25 protein-coding genes and 1 pseudogene are annotated in these 25,751 nt (G+C 60.1%); 13 read left to right on the forward strand and 13 right to left on the reverse strand.

What is annotated here, in order from left to right:
* Positions 1–65: 65 nt before the first annotated feature.
* Both CS390_RS11690 and CS390_RS11695 read left to right on the forward strand, forming a co-directional pair.
* The gene (locus CS390_RS11690; protein WP_099774517.1) at positions 66–764 is read left to right on the forward strand and encodes a CoA transferase subunit A; all 699 of its coding nucleotides are present in this window, start codon (positions 66–68) and stop codon (positions 762–764) included.
* A gap of 36 nt (positions 765–800) precedes the next feature.
* Entirely contained in the window at positions 801–1,457 is a 657-nt protein-coding gene (locus tag CS390_RS11695; RefSeq protein WP_065757882.1) for a CoA transferase subunit B, read from the forward strand.
* A gap of 88 nt (positions 1,458–1,545) precedes the next feature.
* On the opposite strand, the gene CS390_RS11700 is transcribed toward CS390_RS11695, so the two are convergent.
* Together CS390_RS11700 and CS390_RS11705 are read right to left on the reverse strand one after the other, a co-directional pair.
* On the reverse strand, positions 1,546–2,430 hold the full coding sequence (locus CS390_RS11700; protein ID WP_099774519.1) for a dihydrodipicolinate synthase family protein: 885 nt from the start codon (positions 2,428–2,430) through the stop codon (positions 1,546–1,548).
* 25 nt (positions 2,431–2,455) lie between these two features.
* Complete coding sequence (locus CS390_RS11705; RefSeq protein WP_099774521.1) at positions 2,456–3,238, reverse strand: aldolase; 783 nt, start codon at positions 3,236–3,238, stop codon at positions 2,456–2,458.
* Positions 3,239–3,398: 160 nt separating this feature from the next.
* Here CS390_RS11705 and CS390_RS11710 point away from each other — a divergent pair, with 160 nt between their 5' ends.
* On the forward strand, positions 3,399–3,941 hold the full coding sequence (locus tag CS390_RS11710; RefSeq protein ID WP_065757885.1) for a helix-turn-helix domain-containing protein: 543 nt from the start codon (positions 3,399–3,401) through the stop codon (positions 3,939–3,941).
* Between the two features lie 26 nt (positions 3,942–3,967).
* On the forward strand, positions 3,968–4,753 hold the full coding sequence (locus tag CS390_RS11715; RefSeq protein ID WP_099774523.1) for an AraC family transcriptional regulator: 786 nt from the start codon (positions 3,968–3,970) through the stop codon (positions 4,751–4,753).
* Here CS390_RS11715 and CS390_RS11720 read toward each other — a convergent pair.
* Complete coding sequence (locus tag CS390_RS11720; protein ID WP_065757887.1) at positions 4,742–5,329, reverse strand: LysE family translocator; 588 nt, start codon at positions 5,327–5,329, stop codon at positions 4,742–4,744. The two genes, CS390_RS11715 and CS390_RS11720, sit on opposite strands and share 12 nt — an antisense overlap.
* A gap of 272 nt (positions 5,330–5,601) precedes the next feature.
* On the opposite strand from CS390_RS11720, the gene CS390_RS11725 reads away from it, so the two are divergent.
* The gene (locus tag CS390_RS11725; RefSeq protein ID WP_099774525.1) at positions 5,602–7,173 is read left to right on the forward strand and encodes a TerC family protein; all 1,572 of its coding nucleotides are present in this window, start codon (positions 5,602–5,604) and stop codon (positions 7,171–7,173) included.
* Here the strand turns inward: CS390_RS11725 and rarD are convergent.
* Together rarD and CS390_RS11735 are read right to left on the reverse strand one after the other, a co-directional pair.
* A complete protein-coding gene (gene rarD / locus CS390_RS11730) occupies positions 7,136–8,023 on the reverse strand; it encodes an EamA family transporter RarD (protein ID WP_099774526.1) in 888 nt (295 codons plus the stop codon). The two genes, CS390_RS11725 and rarD, sit on opposite strands and share 38 nt — an antisense overlap.
* Positions 8,024–8,072: 49 nt before the next feature.
* A complete protein-coding gene (locus CS390_RS11735) occupies positions 8,073–9,644 on the reverse strand; it encodes an EAL domain-containing protein (protein WP_099774528.1) in 1,572 nt (523 codons plus the stop codon).
* A gap of 427 nt (positions 9,645–10,071) precedes the next feature.
* Here CS390_RS11735 and hppD point away from each other — a divergent pair, with 427 nt between their 5' ends.
* Entirely contained in the window at positions 10,072–11,148 is a 1,077-nt protein-coding gene (hppD, locus tag CS390_RS11740; protein WP_065758954.1) for a 4-hydroxyphenylpyruvate dioxygenase, read from the forward strand.
* An 84-nt stretch (positions 11,149–11,232) separates the two neighbouring features.
* Here hppD and CS390_RS11745 read toward each other — a convergent pair whose 3' ends face one another.
* On the reverse strand, positions 11,233–12,024 hold the full coding sequence (locus CS390_RS11745; protein ID WP_065758955.1) for a CSS-motif domain-containing protein: 792 nt from the start codon (positions 12,022–12,024) through the stop codon (positions 11,233–11,235).
* A gap of 168 nt (positions 12,025–12,192) precedes the next feature.
* A complete protein-coding gene (locus CS390_RS11750; protein ID WP_099774530.1) occupies positions 12,193–12,888 on the reverse strand; it encodes a type 1 glutamine amidotransferase domain-containing protein in 696 nt (231 codons plus the stop codon).
* Positions 12,889–13,044: 156 nt separating this feature from the next.
* Between CS390_RS11750 and CS390_RS11755 the strand changes: the two genes are divergently transcribed.
* Positions 13,045–13,494: a nucleoside deaminase gene (locus CS390_RS11755; RefSeq protein WP_099774532.1), complete on the forward strand. Its 450-nt coding sequence runs from the start codon at positions 13,045–13,047 to the stop codon at positions 13,492–13,494.
* 36 nt (positions 13,495–13,530) lie between these two features.
* Positions 13,531–14,781 carry a nitrogen regulation protein NR(II) gene (locus CS390_RS11760; RefSeq protein ID WP_157767137.1) on the forward strand — a complete coding sequence of 417 codons (1,251 nt, stop codon included), beginning with the start codon at positions 13,531–13,533 and terminating at the stop codon, positions 14,779–14,781.
* 23 nt (positions 14,782–14,804) lie between these two features.
* Here CS390_RS11760 and CS390_RS11765 read toward each other — a convergent pair whose 3' ends face one another.
* From CS390_RS11765 to mexE, 4 genes are all read right to left on the reverse strand, one after another.
* On the reverse strand, positions 14,805–15,857 hold the full coding sequence (locus CS390_RS11765; RefSeq protein ID WP_099774536.1) for a tetratricopeptide repeat protein: 1,053 nt from the start codon (positions 15,855–15,857) through the stop codon (positions 14,805–14,807).
* 181 nt (positions 15,858–16,038) lie between these two features.
* Positions 16,039–17,463, reverse strand: coding sequence for an efflux transporter outer membrane subunit (locus tag CS390_RS11770; RefSeq protein WP_099774537.1), 1,425 nt, complete (start codon positions 17,461–17,463; stop codon positions 16,039–16,041).
* Positions 17,460–20,639 carry an efflux RND transporter permease subunit gene (locus CS390_RS11775; protein ID WP_099774540.1) on the reverse strand — a complete coding sequence of 1,060 codons (3,180 nt, stop codon included), beginning with the start codon at positions 20,637–20,639 and terminating at the stop codon, positions 17,460–17,462. The genes CS390_RS11770 and CS390_RS11775 overlap by 4 nt, the downstream gene beginning before the upstream one ends.
* Positions 20,640–20,651: 12 nt before the next feature.
* Positions 20,652–21,893 (reverse strand): multidrug efflux RND transporter periplasmic adaptor subunit MexE, encoded by a 1,242-nt coding sequence (gene mexE, locus CS390_RS11780; RefSeq protein ID WP_099774542.1) that lies wholly within the window; start codon positions 21,891–21,893, stop codon positions 20,652–20,654.
* Positions 21,894–22,123: 230 nt separating this feature from the next.
* On the opposite strand from mexE, the gene CS390_RS11785 reads away from it, so the two are divergent.
* Complete coding sequence (locus tag CS390_RS11785; RefSeq protein WP_371918250.1) at positions 22,124–22,249, forward strand: hypothetical protein; 126 nt, start codon at positions 22,124–22,126, stop codon at positions 22,247–22,249.
* Between the two features lie 60 nt (positions 22,250–22,309).
* On the opposite strand, the pseudogene CS390_RS11790 reads toward CS390_RS11785, so the two are convergent.
* Positions 22,310–22,979 (reverse strand): annotated as a pseudogene (locus CS390_RS11790) (Fic family protein); the annotation flags it as partial.
* A 271-nt stretch (positions 22,980–23,250) separates the two neighbouring features.
* Positions 23,251–23,862, reverse strand: coding sequence for an LLM class flavin-dependent oxidoreductase (locus tag CS390_RS11795; protein WP_256587607.1), 612 nt, complete (start codon positions 23,860–23,862; stop codon positions 23,251–23,253).
* Between CS390_RS11795 and CS390_RS11800 the strand changes: the two genes are divergently transcribed.
* From CS390_RS11800 to CS390_RS11815, 4 genes are all read left to right on the forward strand, one after another.
* Entirely contained in the window at positions 23,861–24,043 is a 183-nt protein-coding gene (locus CS390_RS11800; protein WP_099774546.1) for a 4-oxalocrotonate tautomerase, read from the forward strand. The genes CS390_RS11795 and CS390_RS11800 overlap by 2 nt on opposite strands.
* 133 nt (positions 24,044–24,176) lie before the next feature.
* Complete coding sequence (locus CS390_RS11805; protein WP_177442402.1) at positions 24,177–24,449, forward strand: acyl-CoA dehydrogenase family protein; 273 nt, start codon at positions 24,177–24,179, stop codon at positions 24,447–24,449.
* Between the two features lie 15 nt (positions 24,450–24,464).
* Entirely contained in the window at positions 24,465–24,662 is a 198-nt protein-coding gene (locus CS390_RS11810; RefSeq protein WP_157767138.1) for a hypothetical protein, read from the forward strand.
* Between the two features lie 3 nt (positions 24,663–24,665).
* Positions 24,666–25,751: an efflux RND transporter periplasmic adaptor subunit gene (locus CS390_RS11815; RefSeq protein WP_099774550.1), complete on the forward strand. Its 1,086-nt coding sequence runs from the start codon at positions 24,666–24,668 to the stop codon at positions 25,749–25,751.

Consider the following 25,751-nt stretch of genomic DNA (forward strand, 5'->3'; position numbering starts at 1 on the left):
GAAGATGGCCCAGACGCTCCTCCGACACCTGAGGTCGGTTCTACAACTACAAAAGGCGGATCAGCATGGCCGGACTGGACAAGCGCGTAGCAACCTATGAAGAGGCCCTCGAAGGCCTGACCGACAACATGACGGTACTGGCCGGCGGTTTCGGCCTGTGCGGCATCCCGGAAAACCTCATCACTGAAATCAAGCGCCGTGGCGTCAAGGGCCTGACCGTTGTCTCCAACAACTGCGGTGTCGATGGGTTTGGCCTGGGTGTGCTGCTGGAACAGCACCAGATCCGCAAGATGGTTGCTTCCTACGTAGGTGAAAACGCCGAATTCGAACGCCAGTTGCTCAGCGGCGAACTGGAAGTGGAATTGACCCCGCAAGGCACCCTGGCGGAAAAAATGCGCGCTGGCGGTGCGGGTATCCCGGCGTTCTATACCGCCACCGGTTACGGCACCCCGGTTGCCGAAGGCAAGGAAGTGCGCGAGTTCAATGGGCGCAAGTACATCATGGAAGAAGCCATTACCGGCGACTTCGCCATCGTCAAGGGCTGGAAGGCCGATCACTACGGTAACGTGATTTACCGCAACACCGCACAGAACTTCAACCCGCTGGCCGCTACGGCCGGGAAGATCACCGTGGTCGAAGTCGAAGAAATCGTCGAGCCAGGTGTCCTGCTGCCCAGCGAGATCCATACCCCAGGCATCTATGTCGACCGGGTAATCGTCGGCACCTTCGAGAAGCGCATCGAGAAGCGCACTGTCAAAGCCTGACCCGCCCCCGCACAGAACAACAAAGAGATCCTGACCATGGCACTTACCCGCGAACAAATGGCCCAGCGCGTCGCCCGCGAACTCAAGGACGGCTACTACGTGAACCTGGGCATCGGTATTCCGACCCTGGTGGCCAACTATGTCCCGGCCGATATGGACGTGATGCTGCAATCGGAAAACGGCCTGCTCGGCATGGGTGAATTCCCGACCGAAGCACAACTGGATGCCGATATGATCAACGCCGGCAAGCAGACCGTAACGGCGCGCCGCGGCGCTTCGATTTTCAACTCTGCCGAGTCCTTCGCCATGATCCGTGGCGGCCACGTCGACTTGACCGTACTGGGTGCTTTCGAGGTGGACGTGGAGGGCAACATCGCCTCCTGGATGATCCCGGGCAAACTGGTCAAGGGCATGGGTGGGGCGATGGACCTGGTGGCCGGTGCCGACAACATCATTGTCACCATGACCCACGCCTCCAAGGATGGCGAGTCCAAGTTGCTGTCGCGCTGCAGCCTGCCGCTGACCGGTGCAGGCTGCATCCGCAAGGTACTCACCGACCTGGCTTACCTGGAGATCGAGAACGGTGCGTTCATCCTGCGCGAGACCGCTCCGGGCGTCAGCGTCGAGGAAATCATCGAGAAAACGGCCGGTAAGCTGATCGTCGCGGACGATGTGAAGGAAATGACCTTCTAAGCAGTCGTTTTATCTTGACCGTACCGGGCCTGTCGCCCGCAAGACGGGTTCCTGCAAAGAGCGGAGCCTGCCTTGCGGGCGGGCATTGTCAGATCAGTTGATCCAGCAACGCCTGCAACTGCATACGGCCAGTTTCATTCAGCCCGAACACCGGGCGACGCGGCTCGCCCACGGGCAGGCCGGTTAGCGCCAGGCCGGCCTTGATGGTTGCCGGCAAGCCACCCTTGAGAATGAAGTCGAGCAATGGCAACTGTTGGTAGAACAGTGCTTTTGCGCGCTCCAGATCGTTGGCTTGTACTGCCTGATAAAGGGCCAGGTTAAGTGCCGGAATCAGGTTGGCGGCGGCAGTACACCAGCCTGTCGCGCCTGCCACGAATGCTTCCAGCGCCAGTGGGTTGCAGCCGTTGTAGAACGGCACCTGGCCTTCGCCGAGCACCTGCAGTTTGTGCATGCGCTGGATATCGCCAGTGCTCTCTTTGACCATGGTCACGTTCTCCACCGTCTTGACGATGCGCAGAATCAGCTCCACCGACATGTCGGTGCCGCTGGTGGCCGGGTTGTTGTAGAGCATGATCGGCACACCAATGCTGTCGCCAATGGCCTGGTAGTGCTGGAGAATCTCCGCTTCACTGAGTTTCCAGTACGCGGTCGGCAATACCATGACCGCATCGGCGCCCAGGCGTTCGGCCAGTCGCGCACGGCGTATGGCGCCGGCAGTGGTCAGGTCGGAAACACTGACGACCGTTGGGACGCGGCCGTCGATGTGCGCCAGGCTGAACTCCGCCACCTGATCCCATTCGTGATCACTGAGGTAGGCGCCTTCGCCGGTGCTGCCCAAGGGCGCGATAGCGTGAGCGCCGCCTTCGACCAGACGATCGATAGAACGACCCAGCGCGGGCAGATCAAGGCCTTCGCCGTCTGCGGTAAAGGGCGTGATGGTGTAGCCGATGATGCCGTGAATTGCGGTGGACATGGACGAGGCTCCGATAAGAATGTGATCAGTTCAGGCAGTCGGCGTGCTGGCGCAGGCTTTGCCGGGCATAGTAGTTGAAGGCGGCAACGTGGCGCTTGGGGCGGGCGATCCAGTCATGGGCTTCACGACCAAGTGCCGGCTCGATCGGTTTGATCTGCCCTGCGGCCATGGCCAGTAACTGCAGCTTGGCGGCACGCTCGATCAGCTGTGCTATCACGCAGGCCTCTTCAACACTGGCCCCCGTCGCCAATTGGCCGTGATGCGAGAGCAACAGCGCCCGCTTGTCACCCAGTGCGGCGCTGATGATTTCGCCTTCTTCGTTGCCCACCGGTACCCCGGGCCAGGCCTCCAGGAACGCGCAGTCTTCGTACAGTGGGCAGAGGTCCATATGGGAGACCTGCAGGGGAACTTCCAGCATGGACAAGGCCGCGACATGGGTCGGGTGGGTGTGAATGATGCAATTGATGTCCGGGCGAGCACGGTACACCCAGCTATGGAAGCGGTTGGCCGGGTTGGGCATACCATCGCCTTCGAGCACTTCAAGGTCCTCATTGACCAGCAACAGGTTGCTGGCCGTGATTTCATCGAAACCCAGGCCCAACTGTTGGGTGTAATAGGTCCCGGGCTGCGGGCCACGTGCAGTGATTTGCCCGGCCAGACCGGAGTCGTGGCCATGCTCAAAGAGAATCCGGCAGGTGAGGGCCAGCTTTTCTCGGGTAGTCCACGTATTATCGGCAAGCGAGCCTTGCATGTGCGCAAGGGCCTGCTTGATCAATTGATCCTTGGGCAGTGTTAATGTCTTGGCCATGGAGATGTCCTGTGCAGTAGTCATGGGTGTCAGGGAGGTATGTCGCCGGGTTGCTGGGAGGTGGCGCGGCGACACGCATATGACACAAAAGATGCTATATGACACAAAGTGTCATTGACAAGGCAAAATCGCACACGCCTGTGGGGATCTACGGCTTCGCATGTCTATCCGATTGAAATTATTGAGAAAAAAATTGGGGATAACGCTGGAGGCGCTGGCTGAAAAAGCCGGTATGACCAAGAGCTACTTGTCCAAGGTCGAGCGCGGCCTGAACACCCCTTCGATTGCCGCTGCCTTGAAACTGGCCAGTGCGTTGAACGTCAAGGTTGAGGAGTTGTTTGCCGCTGACACGCCAACGCAAGAGCGTTATAGCCTGGTGCGCAGCCACCAGCGCCAGTTGCTGCCAGGTGCCCGCGAGGTCTCCGGCTATGCCGTGCTTGCCAGCCAGATCAGCCATCGCAGCCTGTTGCCGTTCATGCTCAGCCCGCCAAGCGAGTTCAGCGATTCAACATTCAAGGAGCATGAGGGCGAAGAGTTCCTGTTTGTTCATGAGGGCCAGGTAGAAGTTGACTTCATGAACGAGCGGGTCATTCTAGAGCGCGGTGATGCGCTGTATTTCAACGCACAGACACCGCATCGATTGCGCTCGCTGGGGCCACAACCCGCGCAGTTGCTGGTGGTGGTGCATGAGATGAACGGGTAGACGAGCCTTCAGGACCTGAGCCAGCCATGAGCATTCATTCACAATTCTGGCGTGACCCGGCCTTGCCCTTCATTGAGGCCCGCAGCGTGCAAGACGGACGCAAGGTCTGTTATGCGCGACATTCCCACGCCGGCTTTTCCATCGGTGCCGTCACGGCGGGGCGCAGCACCTACCTGAACGGTGATCACTGGCACGAGATCAGCGCAGGCACGGTGGTCATGATGAACCCGGGTACGGTGCATGCCTGCAACCCGATTGCCGATCAGCCCTGGTCCTACCTCATGCTGTATGTCGATATACCCTGGCTTGAGCGATTGGGATTTCAGCCATTGGCGGCGACCCATACCACGTCGGTACAGGTGTACAGCGAACTCTTGAGGCTGTATGCGTGGCTGGTTGATCCAGCACGCAGCCCCCAGGAGAAGGCCGCGGCAGCAGAGGCATTCTTTGTCCAACTGCTGGATCAATTGGGGCCCGTTTGGGTCGAGCCAGCGCAGGGCAACCAGCGTCTGGAGCGTGCCGCCGACTATATTCGCCAGCACTGCACCGAGCCGCTGAAACTGGAGGACATCTGTCAGGCCGCCGGGCTATCGGCGTCTTACCTGATTCGGGCCTTCAAGCAGCATTACGGCCTGACGCCTCACGGCTACTTGCTTGACCATCGCATCCAGTATGCCCGGGCGCAGTTGCGTCGGGGGCGGCTGATTGCCGAGGTGGCCGCCGACGCCGGATTTGCCGATCAGGCCCACCTGCAGCGGGCTTTCAAGCAGCACCTGGCCGCCACGCCCGGGCACTACCGTTCAGCCGAGTAACAGGTAGATCGCGCTGGCCACTAACAATAGCGCCAGGCTGCGATTGAACAGGCGCATGCGTCGTGGGTTGTTCAGGTAATGGCTGATGACACTACCGGCCCAGGCCCAACTGGCGACAGACAGATAACAGATCACGAAATACAACCCGGTGAACTGCCACAGCAGGCCGACCTCGCCCTCGCCGACGTACGCGCCAATACCGGCAACGCTCGCCAGCCAGGCCTTGGGGTTCAGCCATTGCAGTGTTGCCCCGTAGAGCATGGAGGGCGGCTCTTCACGGTTCCCTGCGCCAAGCTCGCCATTGTCGCTGCTCAGCTTCCAGGCCATGTAGAACAGAAACAGCACACCCCCCGCCTGCAGCAGGCGGGCCAGGCCGGGCCAGTGGCGTAACAGCTCGTGAAGGCCAAGCCCGACCAGCACCAACAGCAGGCAAAAGCCTAGCGTCGCCCCCGTGACATGCGCCAGGCTGGCGCGCAAACCATGCCGGGCTCCGGCACCGAGGGCGACGATATTGACCGGGCCGGGAGAAATCGAAGCGGCCAGCGCAAAGGCGGCCATGGATAACATCAGGCTCATAGTGACCTTCTGGGTTAAGGGGAACGGTCACATAGCCTAAGCAGCAGGGGAGGCAGGGTATTGAAGAAAATCACCCTGGTGAGGCGTCATGGAGGAGGGCGTTACAGCTTTTGTAATAGTTTCCCGCTATATCAAGAGCACCTGACGCTTGTAGGATAGATGTCCCTTATTGATATCAAGGTTGATATGACTTCGTTCTCGGAGCCCCCCAGTAGCTGGCCGTCCTGGCCTTTCTCTCGTCCCTGTGACGCCTTGCTTGCGAGTACCTCCCCATGGAATGGCTAGCCGATCCCACGGCCTGGCTGGGCCTTGCCACGCTGATTGTCCTGGAACTGGTACTGGGCATCGACAACCTGGTATTCATCGCCATCCTTGCCGACAAACTGCCGCCGCATCAGCGTGATCGCGCGCGGGTGATTGGTTTGAGCCTGGCGCTGATCATGCGCTTGGGCCTGCTGGCCAGTATTTCCTGGATGGTGACCCTGACCGCGCCGCTGTTCGAGATTCTCGACAAGTCGTTCTCCGGGCGAGACCTGATCATGCTGTTTGGTGGTGTGTTCCTGTTGTTCAAGGCCACCATGGAGCTGCATGAGCGCCTTGAGGGGCATGTTGCCCAGACAGGCGGAACAGTTCGTCACGCGGCTTTCTGGCCCATCGTGGCGCAGATTGTGGTGCTCGACGCCGTGTTCTCGCTGGATGCCGTGATTACTGCGGTGGGTATGGTCGAGCACTTGTCGATCATGATGATCGCGGTGGTGTTCTCCATCGGCATCATGATTGTCGCCAGCAAGCCGCTGACTCGCTTCGTCAATGCCCACCCGACCGTGATCATGCTCTGCCTGGGCTTTTTGATGATGATCGGCTTCAGCCTGACGGCCGAAGGCCTGGGTTTCCACATACCCAAAGGTTACCTGTATGCCGCGATTGGTTTTTCGATTCTGATCGAAGTGTTCAACCAACTGGCCCGTGTGCGCCGCAAGCGCAGCCTGCAGCAGCACCGACCACTGCGTGAGCGCACCGCCCATGCCGTGCTGCGTCTGCTCGGCGGGCGCCGGCTCGAGGCAGACGAAGTCGGCGAGGAGATCGCCGATCTGGTCGAGGGTGGAACCGAACAGGTGCTATTCGATCGCCGCGAGCGTGTGATGATCAGTGGCGTGCTGAACCTCGCCGAGCGCCCGATCAAGACTGTGATGACGGCTCGGGCCGAGGTCGATGTCATTGACCTGGCACAATCGGCAGAGGCGATTCGCACGGCACTGATGCATTCGTCCTATTCGCGTTTGCCTTTGATCCGTGATGGGAACGTCGAAGAGCCGTTGGGTTTTGTGCACAAGAAAGAACTGCTCAAAGAGCTGCTGGCCGGCAATGAGCCAGACCTGGAGCGCCTGGCGCGCACACCGTTGCATGTGCTGGAAAGCTTCAGCGTGCTCAATGCCCTTGAGCAAATGCGCAACCAGTCGACTCACATCGCCTTTGTGGTGAACGAGTTCGGCGATTTCACGGGTGTGCTGACCATGACCGACATTCTTGAGTCGATTGCCGGCGAGTTGCCGGATGCCAGTGAGATCGAGGGGCCGGACATCGTCGAAGGCCCAGAGGGGTACCTGGTCAACGGCGCCTTGAACCTGAGCCAGATTCAGGCCCGTACCGGCTTTGTAGCCAAGGCCACCGAGGATTACCAGACCCTTGCGGGCCTGGTCATGAGCTTGCTTGACCGGTTGCCGATGGTCGGCGACAAGCTGAACTGGAACGGCTGGCAGCTCACGGTGGTGGCGGTGGCCGAGCGCAGGGTGCGGCAGGTGCGCCTTACGCCAGGCGGCGACGCTGACGCAGCAGGTGCTTGATGCCCTCAAGCACCAGCACCACCACAGCCAGCCAGATCGGGATATAGGTCAGCCATTGGTCGGCGTCGATGCTTTCACCCAGCATCAGCGCTACCGCGACCAGCAATACCGGCTCGACATAGCTAAGCAGGCCGAACAGGCTGAACGCTAACAGCCGGCTGGCCAGTACGTAGCAAATCAGGGCCAGCGCGCTGATCACGCCGAGCAGCGGGATCAGCGCGTAAAGCCCCGGATGCTCAACCAGATCGGCCGCCGACAGTGGTCCCTGTACAATGAAATAGAGTGCCGCTGGCAGCAGCAGGCACATGTCGGTCCACAGCCCGCCCAGGTGATCGGTGCGCAGTTTGCGCCGCAGTACGAAATACACAGGGTAGCCGCCGGCCACCAGCAGGGTCTCCCAGGCGAAGCTGCCATGTTGGTAGAGCGCGTGGGCAACACCGGCCATGGCGCAAAGCACGGCCAGTTTTTGCAGGCGTGACAGACGTTCGCCATAGACCATGCGCCCGGTCAGCACCATGCTCAGCGGCAGCAGGAAGTACCCCAGGGAGACTTCCAGGCTACGACCGTGTAGCGGTGCCCAGAGAAACAGCCAGAGCTGCACGCCCATCAGTGCCGACGTGGCGCACAAACCCAGCAGTAACACCGGCTTCTGACGGATTCTGGCGAGTAACCCGATGACCAGTGACCAGTCCCTGGAAATCAGCATGAACAGGGTAACGCAGGGCATTGTCAGCAGTACGCGCCAGCCGAAGATCTCCTCACCGTCCAGCGGGCTGAGCAGCGAGGTGTAGAAATACATCACGGCAAACAGGAACGAAGCCATGACGGATGAAACGATACCTTTGGACAAGGGTGCCTCTAACTAACGCAAGTGACAGAACGGTTGACCTGCAATGATCTCAGGGGCAGGAGGGCTGGGCAACCGCAGGCTCCTTTTTCTGGTGGGCCAAGGCGTCGATGAAACCGTTCAGCGGCAAGGGCTTGCCGAACAGGTAGCCTTGCTGGAAGTCCACTTGGCGTTGGGCCAGGTAATCCCGTTGCGCCTGTGTTTCTACGCCTTCGGCAACGACGCCCATGTCCAGCTTGTTGGAGAGCTCGATGATGCTGTCGAGAATGTGCAGTGACAAGGCATCCACACCGATCATGCCGACAAAACTCTTGTCGATCTTCAGGTAATCCACCTTGAACTGGCGCAGGTAGGTCAGGCTCGACTGACCCGTGCCGAAGTCATCCAGGGCAATCATCACCCCCAATTCGTGCAGCTTGGCGAACAGGTTGAACGTGCAGTCGGTGGGGGTTATCAGCGTACGCTCGGTCAGCTCCAGGGTCAGCCGAATGCGCCCAGTTGGAAAGGCCGCCAGCAGCTTCTGGCAGTCATCGTAGAGCGCCAGGTCCTGGCAGTGGGCTGCGCTGATATTGATACCGATATGAAAACCTTCCTCGAAGTTGTGCGCATGGGGTGCCAGTTGTTCAGCGACCTGCTGCATCAGGCGACGGGTCATTGGGATGATCTGGCCACTGTGCTCGGCGCAGGGAATGAACAGGTCAGGACGTACCAGGCCGTCACGCGGGTGCATCCAGCGCATCAGCACTTCGACGCCGGCCCAACGATAGTCACCCTGGCGTACGACGGGTTGAAAGTACGGCACGAATTCATCTGCCTCGAGTGCCCGTTGCAGTTCGGCCCGAGGCGAATTGGCGCGTTTCAGTTGCCAGTTGCAGGCTACTCCGGCAATGATGCCGAGGAAGATCAGCAGGCCGAACAAGGGGCCGTACTGGCGTTGCATCAGGCGCCATACCTCGCCCTCCGGGTAGCCGCTATGGACCGTGAAGCTGAAATGCGAGGACTTCAGGGCTGTCGGGGCCACGGCAAAGTCTGGCACGGGGTCGTTGCGCACCCGGCCGTCAGTTCCCATCCAGTGCGTGCCCACCTTTACACGCAGGTCGGAATCCGGGTCGATCAGGCGCAACAGGTGTATCAAGTGATCGCCATCGACGGTTGTGATTGCTCCCTTGCTGCCTTCACTGAGGCGGTAGACCAGCAGCGGGTGCCCTGGGGAGACGGAGTTGCCATCCATCAGCCAGAGGCTACCGTCGGTATAGTCGCCTGGGTTGACTGCTTCGCGGTAGCTGCCGAACAGTGAGCTGCAGTAAAGGACATCGTCGTAGAACAGGTTGGTCGAACGAACGAAGGTGCCCCGCGTGACCTGTTCACGCAAGGGCAGCTTGACTTGCTCGCAAGGTTGGCCCGCCAGCGGCAGCAGGTTGCGTGCGGCCTGGGCGATGTTGTCCAGCACCCGGTCGAACTGTTCGATGGCGTGCTCTGCGTTGAGCTGTGCTCTGGCTTGCAGCTCTCGCTGTGCCTGCCAGTTCAGCAGAAGCACGCCGCAAATTACCGGAATGAAACCCACCAGCCAGGGCAGCAGGACGCGTCCAGTGGAGCGGCTGCGGCGTTTTCGCGAAAGGGGCATGGTTGACTACCTGTCATGGCAAAGGGTCCTTCGTTGGCAAGCATAGCGCTTGCCCCGCCCGCCTGTGATAGCGGGTGTGGCAGTAGTCTATTATGGCTACAGTGTACTCACCATCCTGATAGGGCACCGGCGTTGTCCGAGAGTGTGCCCTGCAACCCCCATGGCCGTGCAAGCAGTGGCGTGAACTAAAGTGCGGACAAATGTTTTTACGCCATGTAGAATCAGGTTACGCATACAATAATAAGGTTCTCCGCCTCCGGGGAATCAAACCCGCCGAGAATGGGTCCATATGAAGTGTCATGGGTTCAAACTGATCTTTGGTGACTACCTCGCACGCAGTGTGAGGGGCATCTCCTGCGCGCCACCCCGTCTGCTCGACATCGATAGCAATTGAACCTGTTTTTACCGTATTGATGAGGACACGAGCATGGCTGATATCTTTGACAACCCGATGGGCCTGATGGGCTTCGAATTCATCGAGTTTGCTGCACCGACCCCCGGGGTTCTGGAGCCGATCTTTCAGATCATGGGCTTCACCAAAGTGGCGACCCACCGCTCCAAGGACGTCCATCTGTACCGCCAGGGCGGTATCAACCTGATCCTCAACAACGAACCCAAGAGCATTGCCTCGTACTTTGCTGCCGAGCACGGTCCGTCGGTGTGCGGCATGGCGTTTCGCGTGCGTAATGCCCACGAGGCGTATGCCCGTGCACTGGAACTGGGTGCGCAGCCGGTGGAAATCGAAACCGGGCCAATGGAGCTGCGCCTGCCAGCGATCAAGGGGATTGGCGGCGCGCCACTCTACCTGATCGACCGCTTCGAGGAAGGCAGCTCGATCTACGACATCGACTTCAATTTCATTGAAGGTGTCGACCGTCATCCAGAGGGTGCGGGCCTCAAGATCATCGATCACCTGACGCACAACGTTTATCGTGGTCGTATGGCCTATTGGGCGGCGTTCTACGAGAAGCTGTTCAACTTCCGCGAGATCCGCTACTTCGATATCAAGGGCGAGTACACCGGCCTGACCTCCAAGGCCATGACCGCACCGGATGGCATGATCCGCATTCCGTTGAACGAAGAATCGTCCAAAGGTGCAGGGCAGATCGAAGAATTCCTGATGCAGTTCAACGGTGAAGGCATTCAGCATGTGGCCTTCCTCACCGATGATCTGCTCAAGAGCTGGGATGCCCTGAAAAAACTGGGCATGCGCTTCATGACCGCACCGCCGGAGACCTACTACGAAATGCTTGAAGGCCGCTTGCCTGGCCATGGCGAGCCGGTAGAAGAGCTGAAGGCGCGGGGCATTCTGCTCGACGGCTCCTCGCAGCCTGACGACAAACGCCTGCTGTTGCAGATTTTCTCGGAGACCCTGATGGGGCCGGTGTTCTTCGAATTCATTCAGCGCAAGGGTGACGACGGTTTCGGTGAAGGTAACTTCAAGGCACTGTTCGAGTCGATTGAACGTGATCAGGTACGCCGTGGTGTATTGGCTACCGACTGATTACCGATAGCGTGATACACAAGAGGCCAGCGTTCGTACGCTGGCCTCTTTGTTTTTCAGGTGATGATGCCTGCTCGTGCAGCCCTAAAGCTTGCGGTTGCGTCGGGAAAACAGGCTCCAGTACACAAAGGCGGAGGTAATGATGCCGACCAGTAGTAGCGAGGGCGCACTGGCAAGCATGTTGCTGCGCACTTCCTGCCAGGTGCTACCGTCCGCAAAGCCGCTGTGTACGATAAAGCCGTGTTTGTGGGACACGACGTGAAGGTACTGTTCGTTGATGTTGGTGTGGCTTATATCTTCGACAATGTCCGTCGCTGACAAGTATTCCGTACCGAATTGAACGACCACGGTCGCGGGCTCCTTGATGGCACTGATCATTTGCTGCAAAAGTAAGCCGTTGGTCAGCGCCAGTACCCCGAACGGGTATTCCTGAAGGCGGTAGTACAGAACTGGGGAGTCGGGTGTTACCTGGTTACCGGCGGCCAGCAACAGTTTCTGGTTATGGAAAGTGCCTGGGTCGACGATGATTTCGCTCTCTCCATGTTGAGTGCTGCAGTAGGCGCGGTTTTCTCTCAGCAGCACCAATGAGCGCAGATTCGGCTCGGAGACGACTTCCACGCGCAGTTTGGGCATTGCTTTATCACAGGCCAGCTCTGCAAGACTGAGCACTTTACTGCTGGTAGTGTGCAGCGTTTCGATAACGGTCTCGATTCGATCAAGCGCTTCATGAGCGGCTTTTTCAGCCGCCTCCAAATGCTTTCGGTCTACTTGCAGGGCAATGATCAGCAGGCCGCTGGCCACAGGGGTCAAACCGATCAACATGATCGTCAGGAATTCGAGCAGGACACGGCCTGCGCGTTTTTTATGGATAGCCACGGTTCACCTCTGGACGCTGAGTGAAAGCCAGGGCTCGTATGCCCCGTAGAGGGGCGTTGCGAGCTTTTCGACTGTGTCGTCAGCATAAAGGGTGTTGTGGGGCGCTCCTGTAGTCCCTGAAAACGATCCGCCGTGGTATCGGTCAACAGCGTTGGTCAGGCGTATCGGTCAGGCACGCGGCAGTGTTGCCAGTACCCGCTGCGCTACTGCCGCAGCAGATGCCGGATTTTGCCCGGTAATAAGCCTGCCGTCCTTTGAGTCAACGGCGACAAAGGACGCCCAGGGCTCTTCAGCTTTCTGATAGAGGCCGCCGCGTGCGATCAACTCGGTTTCCGTTAAAAACGGAACGGTTTTGTCCAACTCTGCCAGTTGTTCTTCGATATTGGAGAAACCCGTGACCTCACGGTCCTTGACCAACAAGGTGTGATCGCTGAGCTTGATGTTCAGCAAGCCAACGGCGCCATGGCACACGGCCGAAACAATACCGCCGTTGTCAAAAATCGTTCCAGCAATGCCTTGCAATGCCGTGTTTTCCGGGAAGTCCCATATCACGCCATGACCACCGGTGTAATAGATGGCATTGTAGTCCTGCACCTTGACCTGCTTTGGGTTCAGGGTCGTGCCCAGCCTGTTCATGAAGGCCTTGTCTTCATACCAGGCCCAATCGATGTCGGCAGCCATGCTCAGGCTATGTGGGTCGATGGGGACATAGCCACCCGCAGGGCTGACATAGTCAACTACCAGGCCCGCTTGTTGAACCGTATCGACAAAATGCACCGCTTCGCCCAACCACAACCCTGTGGCGCGTTTGAGTGAGGGGTATTTGGCAGTATTGGTCAACACCACCAGGATTTTCTTGCTCATTACGCTCCTCCTTAGACGATCGGCGTTTTGACGTACACCGGCAGCTCAATCTCGGACTTTTGAGCATAGCTGTCGGCTTGAAAGGTGCCATGGTGACTGCCGCGTTAATGGCCTTGTGCTAGTGTTCATTTATCCAAATGCCATTGAGTCAGCCTTATGAGCACTAACCATTCGTCATTCATGCAGGCGGCTATCGATGAGGCCCGCGCCGGTCTCGCCGAGGGCGGCATTCCGATTGGCTCGGTGATTGTCTATGAGGGCCGGATTATCGGGCGCGGCCACAATCGTCGGGTGCAGTCGGGCAGTGCAATCCTGCATGGCGAAATGGACGCCTTTGAGAATGCCGGTCGCCAGCCTGCCAGCGTGTATAGGCAAGCCACCCTTTACACCACATTGTCACCCTGCTCGATGTGTAGTGGGGCGATTCTGCTCTACGGTATCAAGGAGGTGATCATCGGTGAGAACAGTACGTTCATGGGGGAGGAGGCCCTGCTCAAGTCGCGGGGCGTGAATTTGCAAGTGTTGCAGGATCCCGACTGCATCAAGCTGATGAACGATTTTATCGCCGATAACCCCAAGTTGTGGAACGAAGATATCGGTCTATAAGTTTCAGTTGCAGCATTTGAGGACATGGAGTCGACAATGCGCATGACGCACCTTGCCACGCCGCTCATGCCACCGAGCGAAATGGGTGAAAAAGTCAGGCAGTTCCCTTGGGAAGACACGCCGCTGGGGCCTATCTTGAGCTGGCCCGCGACCTTGCGCATTGCGGTGGATATGCTGCTGGTATCAAAGGTGCCGACGTGTCTGGTGTGGGGGGCGCAACTCTCCACGATCTATAACGACGCCTTCAACGAGATGATGGGCAAGCGCCAGGTATTGGGCTGCAGTTTTGATGACGTGCTGGGTGAGAGTTGGGAGAAGGTTGGCCCGATCCTGTTCAAGGCGCTTTCGGGTGAAGCGACGCTGCTCGAAAACCTTCCGTTGATCATCAACCGTAATGGGGCATCAGAACCCAGTTACTTCACCTTCAGTTGCACGCCTGTACGGGATGAGAGTGGCGCCATTGTCGGGGTGCTCGACAAGGTGATCGAAACAACGGCCCATGTTCAGTCCGAGCAGCAATGGCGCATGCTGGCGTTTGCCCATGAACAGCAAGTGCGGGCGCGCACCGCCGACCTTGAGCATCTCTGGCAGTTGTCAGGTGGCATGGCGCAGGATGTGAAAAACCTGCTGGGCGGTATTTGCTCCAGCCTGGCATTACTGGAGCAACGTTTGGCGCAGGGGCACCTGGAGCGTCTGGACACCTGTATTGAAAGCGCCAGGGGGGCGGCAAACCAGGCCGTTGCACTGGCAGATCGGTTACTTGCCTTTTCTTGTTTCCAGGCGCTTGACCCTCAACCTGTCAATGTTACTCAACTGATTGATGGCATGGCAGCAGTGTTAAGCCAATCCCTCGGCTCGCAGATCACCCTGCAGATGCACCTGGAGCTGTTGCCCTGGACGGTGCTGGTGGATGTCGAGCAACTGCAGCGCGCGTTGCAGAGCCTCTGTTTGAATGCCTGTGATGCCTTGCCGAACGGCGGCAGGGTGATCGTCAGCACCGGCAATGTGCGCTATGACGCGTGCGAGCAGGGCCATGACGGCCTGCTGCCTGGCGATTACACCTACGTGCAGGTAGAGGATAACGGTTGTGGCATGGGGCCTGAGGCTGTGGTGCGAGCCTTCGAGCCATTTTTTACGGGCAAGTCTGCAGGGCAGGGGCATGGACTGGGGTTGGCGATGATCTACGGTTTTGTCCGGCAGTCGGGGGGACGCGCCTTGATCGAGTCCGAACCTGGCAAGGGCACCCGGGTAAGACTGCTGTTGCCTCGGCACTTGACTCAGGATTGAGTGTTGCGCAATCGCCGCAGCGCTCAGAGGCCTTGTTGTACCAGCGGATCGTCTGGGTTCTGCTGTTCCAGTTGGGCCAACAGAACCTGTACATTCTGCAACTGGCCGGTTTCCTTCCAGTAGTTGATCAGCAAGACCCTGGCCTTGCGGTTGGCCGGTTGTCGGGCAAGGATGGTTTCCAGCTGTTTCTGTGCTGCATCGGTCTGGTCGAGGTCGTGCAGGCTGGTGGCCAGGGTATAGCGGTAATCGTTGTTGGCCGGTTCAAGCTCAAGCGCTCGGGCAAACGCCAGCAGTGCATATTCATCCTGATGATGACGCAGCAGCCAGAGGCCCAGCTCATGTTGCAGGAAGGCAGACTCGGGGTGGCGCTGCAGGGCCTTGGCCAGCACCTCGCGAGAAGCGTCAGTATGGCCTTGGCGCTCAAGCAGGCGCACCTGGGTTGCCAGTGCCTGCAAGTCATCGGGCGCCAGGCTCAATGCGCGCTCCAGTGCGATGCCTGCCTGGTCGAAGCGTTGTTCGTGCATGTACAGCCGTGCCAGATGCACTTGAGCGGAGGGGGCGTCGACACTTTGCAGTACGTGTTGGTACTGTTCCAGTACATCCTGCAACGGGCCAAAGTACAGGCCGATTTCATCAGGGCTGAGCCCCAGCAGGGCGTCGGCAGCGGCAAAACGTACGCTTTGATCCTTTTCATCGAGCAACGGCCCCAGCAACAGGCTGCGCTGCGCTGCCGGAACCAAGGCGGCAAGGCTGGTGATTGCGGCGCGGCGTACCTGCGGGTCTTCATGCTGCAGGTCTTTGCTGGCCAGCTTCAACGCCAAGGGAGAAGGGTAGTTTGGCAATTCGGCATGCAAGCTGGCTCGGCGGATGGGCGACAAGTCGTTGCGGGCCAGTTGCTGGTAGAGCACGCGTGCGGCGCCTGGCAGGCCGTCATGGGCCTGGGCCAAGGCGTTAGCGTAGCTGTTTGTGAGCGCTGGGGAAGGCTCAGGGCTGTCGTCGCGCCAAAAGTAATTGCCCAGCCCGAGAACAATGAGCAGGGCCAGACTGATCAGCGTGTAAGTTTGACGCTTGGGCATGCTGAATCCGCGTGTACGGCTGGAGCCAAAAGGGCAGCTTGTGGCAGTGCGCTGTTGGAGTCAAATCGGTTGTCGGCGTGACGCCTGGGGGCGGGCAATTCCAGGCCTGATAAAAAAGCCCCGCAAGCCATGAGCTGCGGGGCAAAGGGTTGGTTTGCAACCAACCAAAGGAGCCGTTGCGTCAGTGCGCCGAGGCGACGGTTTCGGCTTGCCAGCCTCCACCCAGTGCCTTGTAGATGGCGACGACACCGCTATAGAGTTCAACTTCCGCTTGGGCCTGGGCATCTTCGGCGCTGAGCCGTTCACGCTCGGCATCCAGTAGCACCAGGTAGTCCACCGTACCTTCGCGGTAGCGAATGGATGCCAGCTCGGCCGCCTTGCGACTGGCCTCACTTTGGCGCAGCAGCGCAAGCAGGCGTTGCTGGCGCTTGCTGTAGTCGCTGAAGGCATTTTCCGACTCTTCCAGGGCGAGCAACACCTGCTGCTCGTAGCTGGCCAAGGCGCCTTCGGCTTCAGCATTGGCCCCGCGCAAGCGGGCTTTGACGCTGCCCAGGTCGAAGGCTGCCCAGGTAATGCTCGGGCCCAAGGCCCATGCCTGTGCTGCCGAGGAGCCCAGTTGGGAGCCGCGTGCGGCCGTGAAACCGAGAAAACCGCTCAGGCTGACCCGTGGGAACAGGTCTGCGGTTGCCACCCCGACATTCGCGGTCGCCGCCGCCAACTGGCGTTCGGCACTGCGGACGTCTGGGCGGCGCTTGAGCAGCTCGGCAGGATCACCGATCGGCAGCGCCTTGGCGATGGCGGGCAGTTGCGCCGGGGACAGGTCGACGCTCAAGGTGTCCGGACGCTGACCCAGCAGGGTGGCGATACGGTTACGTGCCCGTACCTGTTCTGCCTGCAATTGCGGCACCGTAGCTTCTACTGCGGCCAGACGCGCATCGGCACGCACCACATCCAGCTCATTGCCGACGCCGGCCTCGTTCAGGGTCTGCGTAATGGCCCTGGAGTCCTGCTGGGTTTTCAGGTTGGCCACGGCGATCTTTTCACGCAGCTGGGCGCCGCGCAGCTTGCCGTAGGCATCGACCAGCTCGGCGATCAGGCTGACCTGCAGCTGCTGCAAGTCGGCTTCGGCAGCATCCTGCTGCGCCTCACTGGCTTCCAGTTGCCGCTGGATGCGGCCAAACAGATCGAGCTCCCAGGCCATATCCAGGCCCAGGTCATAGCGCTCGCTGTTGACCCGATGGTCGCTCTGGCCTGGAATCTGGCCTTTACCCAGATCACTGCTGGCGCGGCTGGTCACGGTTGGCAGGGCATCGTTGCTGACGTCATCGCGGATCGCCCGCGCGGACTTCAGGCGGGCGAACGCCACGCGCAGCTCACGGTTATCGGCCAGCGACTGAGCCACCAACTGGTTCAGCACCGGGTCATCGAACTGGCGCCACCAGGCTGCTTCAAAACGGTTGCGGTCGAAGGCTTTAGGCGCCTCCGGCTGGTCCGCTGCACTCAGGTGTACCGCTGCGGTATCGGGTGCGCGGTAGTCTGGCCCGACCGCACAGGCGGCAAGGGCCAGCACCAGCAGGCTGGGCATCAACAGTTTAACGTGGCTCATGCGTGCTGCTCCCGCTGGGCAACCCGGGCCGCCTTGCGGGCCTGGCTGCGTTCGACATAACGACGGATCAAGACAAAGAACACCGGGGTCAGCAACAGGCCGAAGAACGTTACCCCGATCATCCCGGAGAACACCGCGACACCCATGGCATGACGCATTTCAGCACCGGCACCGGAAGAGAACACCAGTGGCACGACACCCATGATGAAGGCGATCGAGGTCATCAGGATGGGCCGCAGACGCAGGCGGCAGGCTTCCAGTACCGCTGCCAGCGGGTCGAGGCCTTCTGCCTGCTTATCCTTGGCGAACTCGACGATCAGAATCGCGTTCTTGCAGGCCAGGCCCACCAACACGATCAGGCCGATCTGGGTGAAGATGTTGTTGTCGCCACCGGACAGGATCACCCCGGTAATGGCCGACAGCAGCGTCATGGGCACGATCAGGATCACGGCCAGTGGCAAGCTCCAGCTTTCGTACTGGGCTGCCAGCACCAGAAAGGCCAGCAGCACACAGAGCGGGAACACGAACAGCGCGGTGTTGCCGGCAAGGATCTGCTGGTAGGTCAGTTCGGTCCATTCGAAGGTCATGCCGTTGGGCAGTTCTTCCTTGAGCAGCTTCTCCATGGCTTTCTCGGCTTGCCCGGAGCTATAGCCTGGCGCTGCGGCACCGTTGATTTCGGCCGTGATAAAGCCGTTGTAGTGCATCACCCGGTCGGGGCCGGCGGTGTCGCTGACCTTGATGAAGGTCGCCAGCGGGATCATCTCACCTTGGTTGTTGCGCACCTTCAACTGGCCGATCTGCTCGGCATCAAGGCGGAACTGCTGTTCAGCCTGGACGTTAACCTGATAGGTGCGGCCAAAACGGTTGAAGTCGTTGGTGTACAGCGAACCCAGGTAAATCTGCAGGGTGTCGAAGATGTCGTTGATCGCCACACCATGGGTCTTGGCTTTTTCGCGGTCGATAGCGGCATCGACCTGTGGCACGTTGACCTGGTAGCTGGTGAACAGCCCCGCCAGCTCCGGTACGCCCCGGCTCTTGGCGATAATGTTCTGGGTTTCCTTGTACAGCGCTTCATACCCCAGGTTGCCACGGTCCTCGATCTGCAGGCGGAAGCCGCCGATGGTACCCAGGCCCTGTACTGGCGGTGGGGGGAAGATCGCGATGTAGGCGTCCTGGATGTCCGCGAACTGGGCATTCAATGCGGCAGCGATGGCGCCGGCCGACTGGCTGGGGTCCTTGCGCTCATCGAAGGGCTTGAGCGGAGTGAACACGATGCCGCTGTTCGGGCTGTTGGTGAAACCGTTGATCGACAGGCCCGGGAAGGCGACCGCATCGGCAACGCCAGGCTGCTTGAGGGCAATCTCGCTCATCTTCTTGATCACCGCTTCCGTACGGTCAAGGCTGGCCGCATCGGGCAACTGGGCGAAGGCCACCAGGTACTGCTTGTCCTGAGCCGGGACGAAACCGGTTGGCGTCGAGGTAAAGCCCAGCCAAGTCATGACCATCAGCCCGCCGTAGACGAACAGGGCAATGCCGCTGCTGCGGATAACCCGTCCCACGGTGCCCACGTAGCTGTGGCTGGCGCGTTCGAAGAAACGGTTGAACGGGGCGAACAACCAGCCGCCCAGCAGGCGCTCAAGTGCCTTGGAGAAACGGTCCTTGGGCGCATGGTGGTCTTTGAGCAGCACCGCTGCCAAGGCTGGCGACAAGGTCAGCGAGTTGAAGGCCGAGATCACGGTGGAAATGGCGATGGTCAGGGCAAACTGCTTGTAGAACTGCCCGGTGAGGCCGGAAATGAACGCCGCCGGTACGAACACCGCGCACAGCACCAGTGCCGTGGCGATGATGGGCCCGGTCACTTCGCCCATGGCGCGCTTGGTGGCTTCCAGCGGGGTGAGGCCAAGGCCAATGTTGCGTTCGACGTTCTCCACCACGACGATGGCGTCGTCGACCACGATCCCGATGGCCAGCACCAGGCCGAACAGCGACAGCGCGTTGAGCGAGAAGCCGAACAGGTGCATGACCGCAAAGGTACCGATCAGCGAAACCGGCACTGCCACCAGCGGAATGATCGAGGCGCGCCAGGTCTGCAGGAACAGGATGACGACCAGTACCACCAGGATCAGCGCTTCAAACAAGGTATGGACGACCGCTTCGATGGAACCACGGACGAACACGGTCGGGTCATAGACGATGCTGTAGTCCATGCCTTCAGGGAAGTTCTGCTTCAGCTCGTTCATCTTGGCCCGCACTTCATCGGAGATCTCGATGGCGTTCGAACCTGGACGCTGGAAGATCGGGATGGCGACGGCGGGTTGGTTGTTCAACAGCGAGCGCAGCGCGTACTGGCTTGAACCGAGCTCGACCCGGGCGATGTCTTTCAGGCGAGTGATTTCACCGTCGGCACCGGAACGGATGATGATGTTCTCGAACTCTTCTTCGCTGACCAGACGGCCTTGGGTGTTGACCGACAGCTGGAAGCTGGTGGTGCCCGGTGCGGGTGGCGCACCCAGTTGCCCTGCGGCAACCTGACGGTTTTGCTCACGGATTGCGGCCACCACATCGCTGGCGGTCAGGTTGCGCGATGCGGTCTTGTTCGGGTCAAGCCAGACCCGCAGCGAATAGTCGCCCATGCCGAACAACTGCACGTCGCCGACACCGCCCAGGCGTGCCAGCTCGTCCTTGATGTTGAGGATCGCGTAGTTGGACAGGTAGAGCATGTCATAGCGGTTATCCGGCGAGGTCAAGTGCACGACCATGGTCAGGTCGGGCGAGGCCTTGTCGACGGTAATGCCGATCCGCGTCACTTCTTCGGGCAGTTTCGGCTGGGTTCGGGTCACGCGGTTCTGCACCTGCACTTGCGCGTTGTCCAGGTCGGTGCCCAGGGCGAAAGTGATGGTCAGCATCAGCTTGCCGTCGGCGGTGGACTGCGAGGACATGTACAGCATGTTCTCCACGCCGGTGATGGCCTGCTCCAGTGGCGCGGCGACGGTTTCACCAATGACCTTGGGGTTGGCGCCCGGGAAGTTCGCGCGCACTACCACCGTCGGTGGTACCACTTCCGGGTACTCGCTGATCGGCAGCTGGAACAGCGAAATGCTGCCAGCGATCAAGATCAGCAGTGACAGCACTGCGGCGAAGATCGGCCGAGTGATAAAAAACTTGGAAAAATTCATCGGTGGTGTCCCTTAACCGCGTGGTGCCTGGTTACTGGCGAGCTTGACCGTGGTGTTGCCCATCGGTTTGCCCTGAGTGCTGGCTTCAAGTGCCTGACGTTGCCGGGCGAGGGCGGCCAAGGTCGCTTCGCTGGCCATCGGTGTGTCCTGCGGGGTGACTGGCGAGCCAGGGCGAACCCGCTGCAGGCCCTTGACCACGATGCGCTCGTCCTTGTTCAGACCGCTACGAACGATGCGCAGGCCTTCCAGCTTCGGCCCCAGTTCGACCGCGCGATAATCGGCCTTGTTGTCCTTGTCCATCACCAGCACGAACTTCTTGCCCAAGTCGGTACCGACGGCTTCGTCGTTGATCAACACCGCAGAGTAAGTGGCACTGCCGACCAGCTTCAGGCGAGCATACAGCCCGGGGGTGAACTGCCCGTCGCGGTTGTCGAACACGGCACGGCCGCGGATGGTGCCGGTCTTGGGGTTCACCTGGTTGTCGACGAAGTTCATCTGCCCCAGGTGTGGGTTGCCCTGTTCGTTGGACAGGCCGAGGTACACCGGGGTGCTCTGGCCACGCTGACCGTCGCGGGCCAATTGGCTGTATTTGAGGTAGACCCGCTCGTCGGCATCGAAGTAGGCATACACCTTGTCGGTGGAGACCACACTGGTCAGCGGCGTGACATCGGCGCTGACAATGTTGCCTGCGGTGTACTGGGCGCGGCTGACGCGACCGCTGATGGGGGCGGTGACGCGGGTGAAACTCAGGTTCAGCCGGGCCAGGTCCAGTTGTGCCTGAATCGCCGCGACGCCGGCGCGTGCTTCTGCAGCGGCGCTGGTGCGCGACTCGGCCAGCTCGGCGGAAATCGCATTGCTGCTGCGCAGGCGCTCGCCACGTTCGGCTTCGTTGGCGCTGCGGGTGGCGGTGGCACGGGCTTGCTGCAGTTGTGCCTCAAGGCGGCGGACTTCGGCCTGGAACGGGCGCGGGTCGATCTGGAACAGCAGGTCGCCTTTCTTCACCTGAGCGCCTTCGGTAAAGGCCACCTGATCGATCTGCCCGGAGACGCGAGGCCGAACCTCTACGGTTTCCGGCGCTTCCAGCCGGCCGGTGAACTCGTCCCATTCATTGACAGGCTGCTCCAGCACCTTGGCCACACTGACCGTGGGCGCACTGGGTGCCTGTACGGCTTCAGGGGTACGGCCGCAGGCACTCATGACCAGAAGTGCCAAAGCGGCGAGGGGATAACGCAAGGGTTTGAGTGTCTGCTCCATGGAGAGAATCCGCCAATTATTGAAAGTGGGCGAATTCTGCGTGCTAGAGCGGTCAACAACGAATCGAACGAGGCGAAGGTAACTATCACTGGGAATGATGGATGGTGTTGGATCCCTATCATCAGTATCAGCGATAGGCGTCGCCTGGCCCGTCCAGGGGCGCGTGGTTGGGCATCAGGCCTGCTGGCGGGTCGCTGCTCAAGGGCAGGGCGAAAAATCTGGAGCCTTATGTGGGACTGGATAACCTCACGGACCGGCGTTACTACGACAACTTGCGGATCAATGACAACGCTGGTCGTTACTACGAACCTGCTCCAGGGCGGACGTTCTATGCGGGGCTGAAGGTGCAGTTCTGAGTGGGGGGCAGTGCTCAGCTTGCGGTACACGAACGCGTACCGCTGATTTAGAAATCGATCTCAAGGACTGTCCGGGACCTTAACCGAGTCCGGTTCCTCGAATGCGGAGCGCACGGCTTCCACAACACGTTCTGCCCGGTTAGCGTCGTCCAGTTGCGGATACGCTTTTTTCAGCTTGCCAGATACCTGCCAGCCGTTCTCCTTGAGAGAACGAATGATCCGGCTCGCATCCTGATCCGGCATTTCCAGCACCTCTTTGAGCCGTTCCTGAGCACGCTGGAAAATAACCAGCACACGGGCCTCGTCTGCCATTTCGGTACGGACCGTATGCGCAAAGACCTGTGCCGCGTAAAGAACGCGTTCGGCCAAATCGATAGGATGCTGCGTATCGTTGCATGAGTGGCCGCGAAAACACCTCCAGCGTACGGTCGTAGCGTGTCCGGAAATCGATCGAGCTCGTGATGGTGGCCGACACTGGCAGAATCACGCCATCCGGCACCATGTTATCGCGGACCAGGGTGTCATTGATCAGGAAGCGGTGGATCCGGCCATTGCCGTCCCGCATGGGGTGGATGTATACAAAAGCGAAAGCGATAGCTGCTGCTCGAGCCAGCGGCTCGGCGCCCCGCGTTGCCAGCTCGAATGCTTTCAGGCCTTCGAGCAGTTGCGGCAGCACCTCAAATTTCGGCGCAATGTAGTGCACGATGTGCTCGCGCATGGTCGCTTGCCCTCAAGTCAGGCCCAGGCCCTAGCGGCGCTTGGTGTGTTGGGGCCACAACATGCCAGCATGTGCTCAAGGTTGGGCTTAAGCCTGTAGGTACGCACTCACCCAGTCTTGAAATGCCGAGGCTGTGTGCCTTGCAACCAGGCGTTCAGCCGGTGCTACGGGCCTTTGATCCATAGCGGCAAGCCGGCCTCCTCGATGCTGGACGAGTCCTGATTGGAGACTGCCCATTGATGCTCGATCAGGGTGATAGCCGGCAGACATCGAATTTTCTTGCTCAGACCTCGACCGGTGCGTGTTGCGCCAGCCGACCGGCATGGGTTGGCGCCGGGGCCGCGCCGGGATGGCGTGCCTTGGCGGTTTCACGGCGCAGAATTGGGAGGACCTCGCTACCGAACAGCTCAAGCATTTCCAGTACCTCGGGCAGTGGGATACCGGCATGGTCGAAGAGGAACAGCTGGCGCTGGTAATCGCCGAACTGCTCGCGGAAGGTCAGGGTCTTGTCGATGATTTCCTGAGGGCTGCCGACTGACAAAGGGGTATCGGGCATGAACTCTTCCAGCGAAGGGCCATGGCCGTACACCGGCGCGTTGTCGAAGAACGGGCGGAAACGCTCGCGGGCGACTTGCGACTGGCGGTTGACGTAGATGTGCCCGCCAAGCCCGACGATGGCCTCCTGAGGAGTGCCATGGCCGTAGTAGGCGTAGCGAGAGCGATAGAAGGTGACCAGGCGCTGGAAGTGACCCTTGGGCCAGAGGATATGGCTGGCAAAGAAACCGTCCCCGTAGCGCGCCGCCTGTTCGGCGATCTCTGGGGTGCGGATCGAGCCATGCCAGTCGATGTTTTCCTCCCGCCAGAGCATGGGTAAGCAGACAAGGAGATCTTTCATGCCAGAAGTCATCGCCTATGCAGCCGCTGCCCGTTCCCAGCAGCAGAAGAATAAATTGCTGCGTTCGGTCACTGACTACGTTGCCAGCAGATTCGAAACTGCCCGCGAGCACATGGTGCAGATCGTCAAGGCGCAGCCTGGCGACAAGGCCAGGGGCGGGATCCCTTTCGACGAGCGCTGAAGGCCATACATGCGGCTTATTACAGAAAGATTGTACGAGTACATTGAAATAGTACGTTAATGTGCGTACAGTCGTATTGTTCGATGTCGATACGGACCTCCAGGATTCATCTCACCCCAGCAAGGAGCTGAACATGAGGACAGTGATGCAGTGGCGTGACTTGCCTGCTGAGGCCGAGGAATGGATAGCGCGTATCGAGGCGGTTCGGCCGCTGATTCGGCAGTATCGCGATTACGCCGAAGAACAAGGTGAAGCCCATCCCAAAGTCATTGCCGAGCTGTGCAAGCTGGGCTTTTCCCGTCTGTGCGTGAGCAAGGACTTTGGTGGCCAGCAACGGGATATCCGCGTCATTTCGCAGATCGTACAGCGCCTGGCCGCGCTGGATACCTCGGTTTCGTGGCCTTAGGTGCGGATGTTTTTCATGCCGCGCAGCGAGTGCCGCATCACCAACACCTACGTCCAGCAGGCCGATGGCGATGGCCTGAACGTGCGGGTCGGGCTAGCCGGGTCGATGCTCAACGAGCATGCCGTCAACACGGTCGGGCCAGTGCAGATGCAGGTTGGAGTTTTTCAAATGTTGAATTTCCAGGCGGTCGCCACCAGAGGCGACAGGGAGTAAGTCATGCGGGCGAAACACTATCTAGGGAAGGTAACGGCATCGGTGGTCACGCTTGCTGTGCTGGGCGGCTTGACGCTGCGTTACATGGCTCACGGAGAGGAACCGGCGCCCGCCCCTGCACTGGTACCCGCGGCACTGGCTCTGGTCCGGCAAGTGCCGTACACCTATTACCAGGTCGCCATCGGCCAGATCGAGGCTCGCCAGCAGGTGCTGCTGTCGGCCGAGGTCAGTGGGCAGGTGGTGGCGCTGGCCTTCGACTCGGGCGATCGGGTCAAGGCGGGCAATGTGGTGGTCAGGCTCAACACTTCGCCGGAGGAGGGTGAGCTCACCCGCCTGCGTGGCGAGTTCGAGGCCGCCAAGACCCATTACGCACGGCTGCAGGCGCTGGCGCGCAATGGTGCCGAGAGCCAGCGGGCGCTGGACAGCGCACGGGCGCAGTTCGATGCGGCCAAGGGCAACCTGGAGAACATCCAGGCGCAGATCGCGCAGAAGACCATCCGGGCACCATTCTCCGGCGAGCTGGGCATCCGCCAGGTTCACCTGGGCGACTACGTCCAGGCTGGCCGACCGTTGGCCACGCTCACCGACCTCAACGGGCTGCGGGTCAACTTCACCGTGTCCGAGCGTGACAGTGCCAGCATCGTCAAGGGGCAGGCCGTGGAAGTGGCGGTCGATGCCTGGGGCGGCATGACGTTCGATGGCGTGGTCAGCGCCATCGATCCGCAGGTCAACAATTCCCATGTGATTCGTGTCCAGGCGCTGCTCAAGGACCATCAGGACAAGCTGCGCCCGGGCATGTACGCCAAGGTGAAGGTGCAACTGCCGGGCAAGGACGAGCTGGTCGTGCCGGAGACCGCGATCACCTACAACGCCTATGGCGAGAGCGTCTTCGTCACCTGCGAGGAAAATGGCCAGAAGAAGGTGCGGCGCAAGAACATCAGCATCGGCGAGCGTCGCGATGGCTTGGCGGTGGTGCTCAAGGGGTTGCAGGCCGGTGAAGAGGTGGTGACGTCCGGGCAGATCAAACTGCAGGACGGCGTTGCCATTGAGCCCGTGACCGACACGGTGCGACTGAACGTCCAGCGCTGA

It is taken from the genome of Pseudomonas sp. HLS-6, assembly GCF_002753995.1.
Taxonomy (GTDB): Bacteria; Pseudomonadota; Gammaproteobacteria; order Pseudomonadales; family Pseudomonadaceae; genus Aquipseudomonas; species Aquipseudomonas defluvii.

Coding starts and splice junctions, on each gene's coding strand:
- CS390_RS11690 (WP_099774517.1), top strand. CDS start 66: ATGGCCGGACTGGACAAGCGCGTAGCAACCTATGAAGAGGCCCTCGAA.
- CS390_RS11695 (WP_065757882.1), top strand. CDS start 801: ATGGCACTTACCCGCGAACAAATGGCCCAGCGCGTCGCCCGCGAACTC.
- CS390_RS11700 (WP_099774519.1), bottom strand. CDS start 2,430: ATGTCCACCGCAATTCACGGCATCATCGGCTACACCATCACGCCCTTT.
- CS390_RS11705 (WP_099774521.1), bottom strand. CDS start 3,238: ATGGCCAAGACATTAACACTGCCCAAGGATCAATTGATCAAGCAGGCC.
- CS390_RS11710 (WP_065757885.1), top strand. CDS start 3,399: ATGTCTATCCGATTGAAATTATTGAGAAAAAAATTGGGGATAACGCTG.
- CS390_RS11715 (WP_099774523.1), top strand. CDS start 3,968: ATGAGCATTCATTCACAATTCTGGCGTGACCCGGCCTTGCCCTTCATT.
- CS390_RS11720 (WP_065757887.1), bottom strand. CDS start 5,329: ATGAGCCTGATGTTATCCATGGCCGCCTTTGCGCTGGCCGCTTCGATT.
- CS390_RS11725 (WP_099774525.1), top strand. CDS start 5,602: ATGGAATGGCTAGCCGATCCCACGGCCTGGCTGGGCCTTGCCACGCTG.
- CS390_RS11735 (WP_099774528.1), bottom strand. CDS start 9,644: ATGCCCCTTTCGCGAAAACGCCGCAGCCGCTCCACTGGACGCGTCCTG.
- hppD (WP_065758954.1), top strand. CDS start 10,072: ATGGCTGATATCTTTGACAACCCGATGGGCCTGATGGGCTTCGAATTC.
- CS390_RS11750 (WP_099774530.1), bottom strand. CDS start 12,888: ATGAGCAAGAAAATCCTGGTGGTGTTGACCAATACTGCCAAATACCCC.
- CS390_RS11755 (WP_099774532.1), top strand. CDS start 13,045: ATGAGCACTAACCATTCGTCATTCATGCAGGCGGCTATCGATGAGGCC.
- CS390_RS11760 (WP_157767137.1), top strand. CDS start 13,531: ATGCGCATGACGCACCTTGCCACGCCGCTCATGCCACCGAGCGAAATG.
- CS390_RS11765 (WP_099774536.1), bottom strand. CDS start 15,857: ATGCCCAAGCGTCAAACTTACACGCTGATCAGTCTGGCCCTGCTCATT.
- CS390_RS11770 (WP_099774537.1), bottom strand. CDS start 17,463: ATGAGCCACGTTAAACTGTTGATGCCCAGCCTGCTGGTGCTGGCCCTT.
- CS390_RS11775 (WP_099774540.1), bottom strand. CDS start 20,639: ATGAATTTTTCCAAGTTTTTTATCACTCGGCCGATCTTCGCCGCAGTG.
- mexE (WP_099774542.1), bottom strand. CDS start 21,893: ATGGAGCAGACACTCAAACCCTTGCGTTATCCCCTCGCCGCTTTGGCA.
- CS390_RS11800 (WP_099774546.1), top strand. CDS start 23,861: ATGCCAGAAGTCATCGCCTATGCAGCCGCTGCCCGTTCCCAGCAGCAG.
- CS390_RS11795 (WP_256587607.1), bottom strand. CDS start 23,862: ATGAAAGATCTCCTTGTCTGCTTACCCATGCTCTGGCGGGAGGAAAAC.
- CS390_RS11805 (WP_177442402.1), top strand. CDS start 24,177: ATGAGGACAGTGATGCAGTGGCGTGACTTGCCTGCTGAGGCCGAGGAA.
- CS390_RS11810 (WP_157767138.1), top strand. CDS start 24,465: ATGCCGCGCAGCGAGTGCCGCATCACCAACACCTACGTCCAGCAGGCC.
- CS390_RS11815 (WP_099774550.1), top strand. CDS start 24,666: ATGCGGGCGAAACACTATCTAGGGAAGGTAACGGCATCGGTGGTCACG.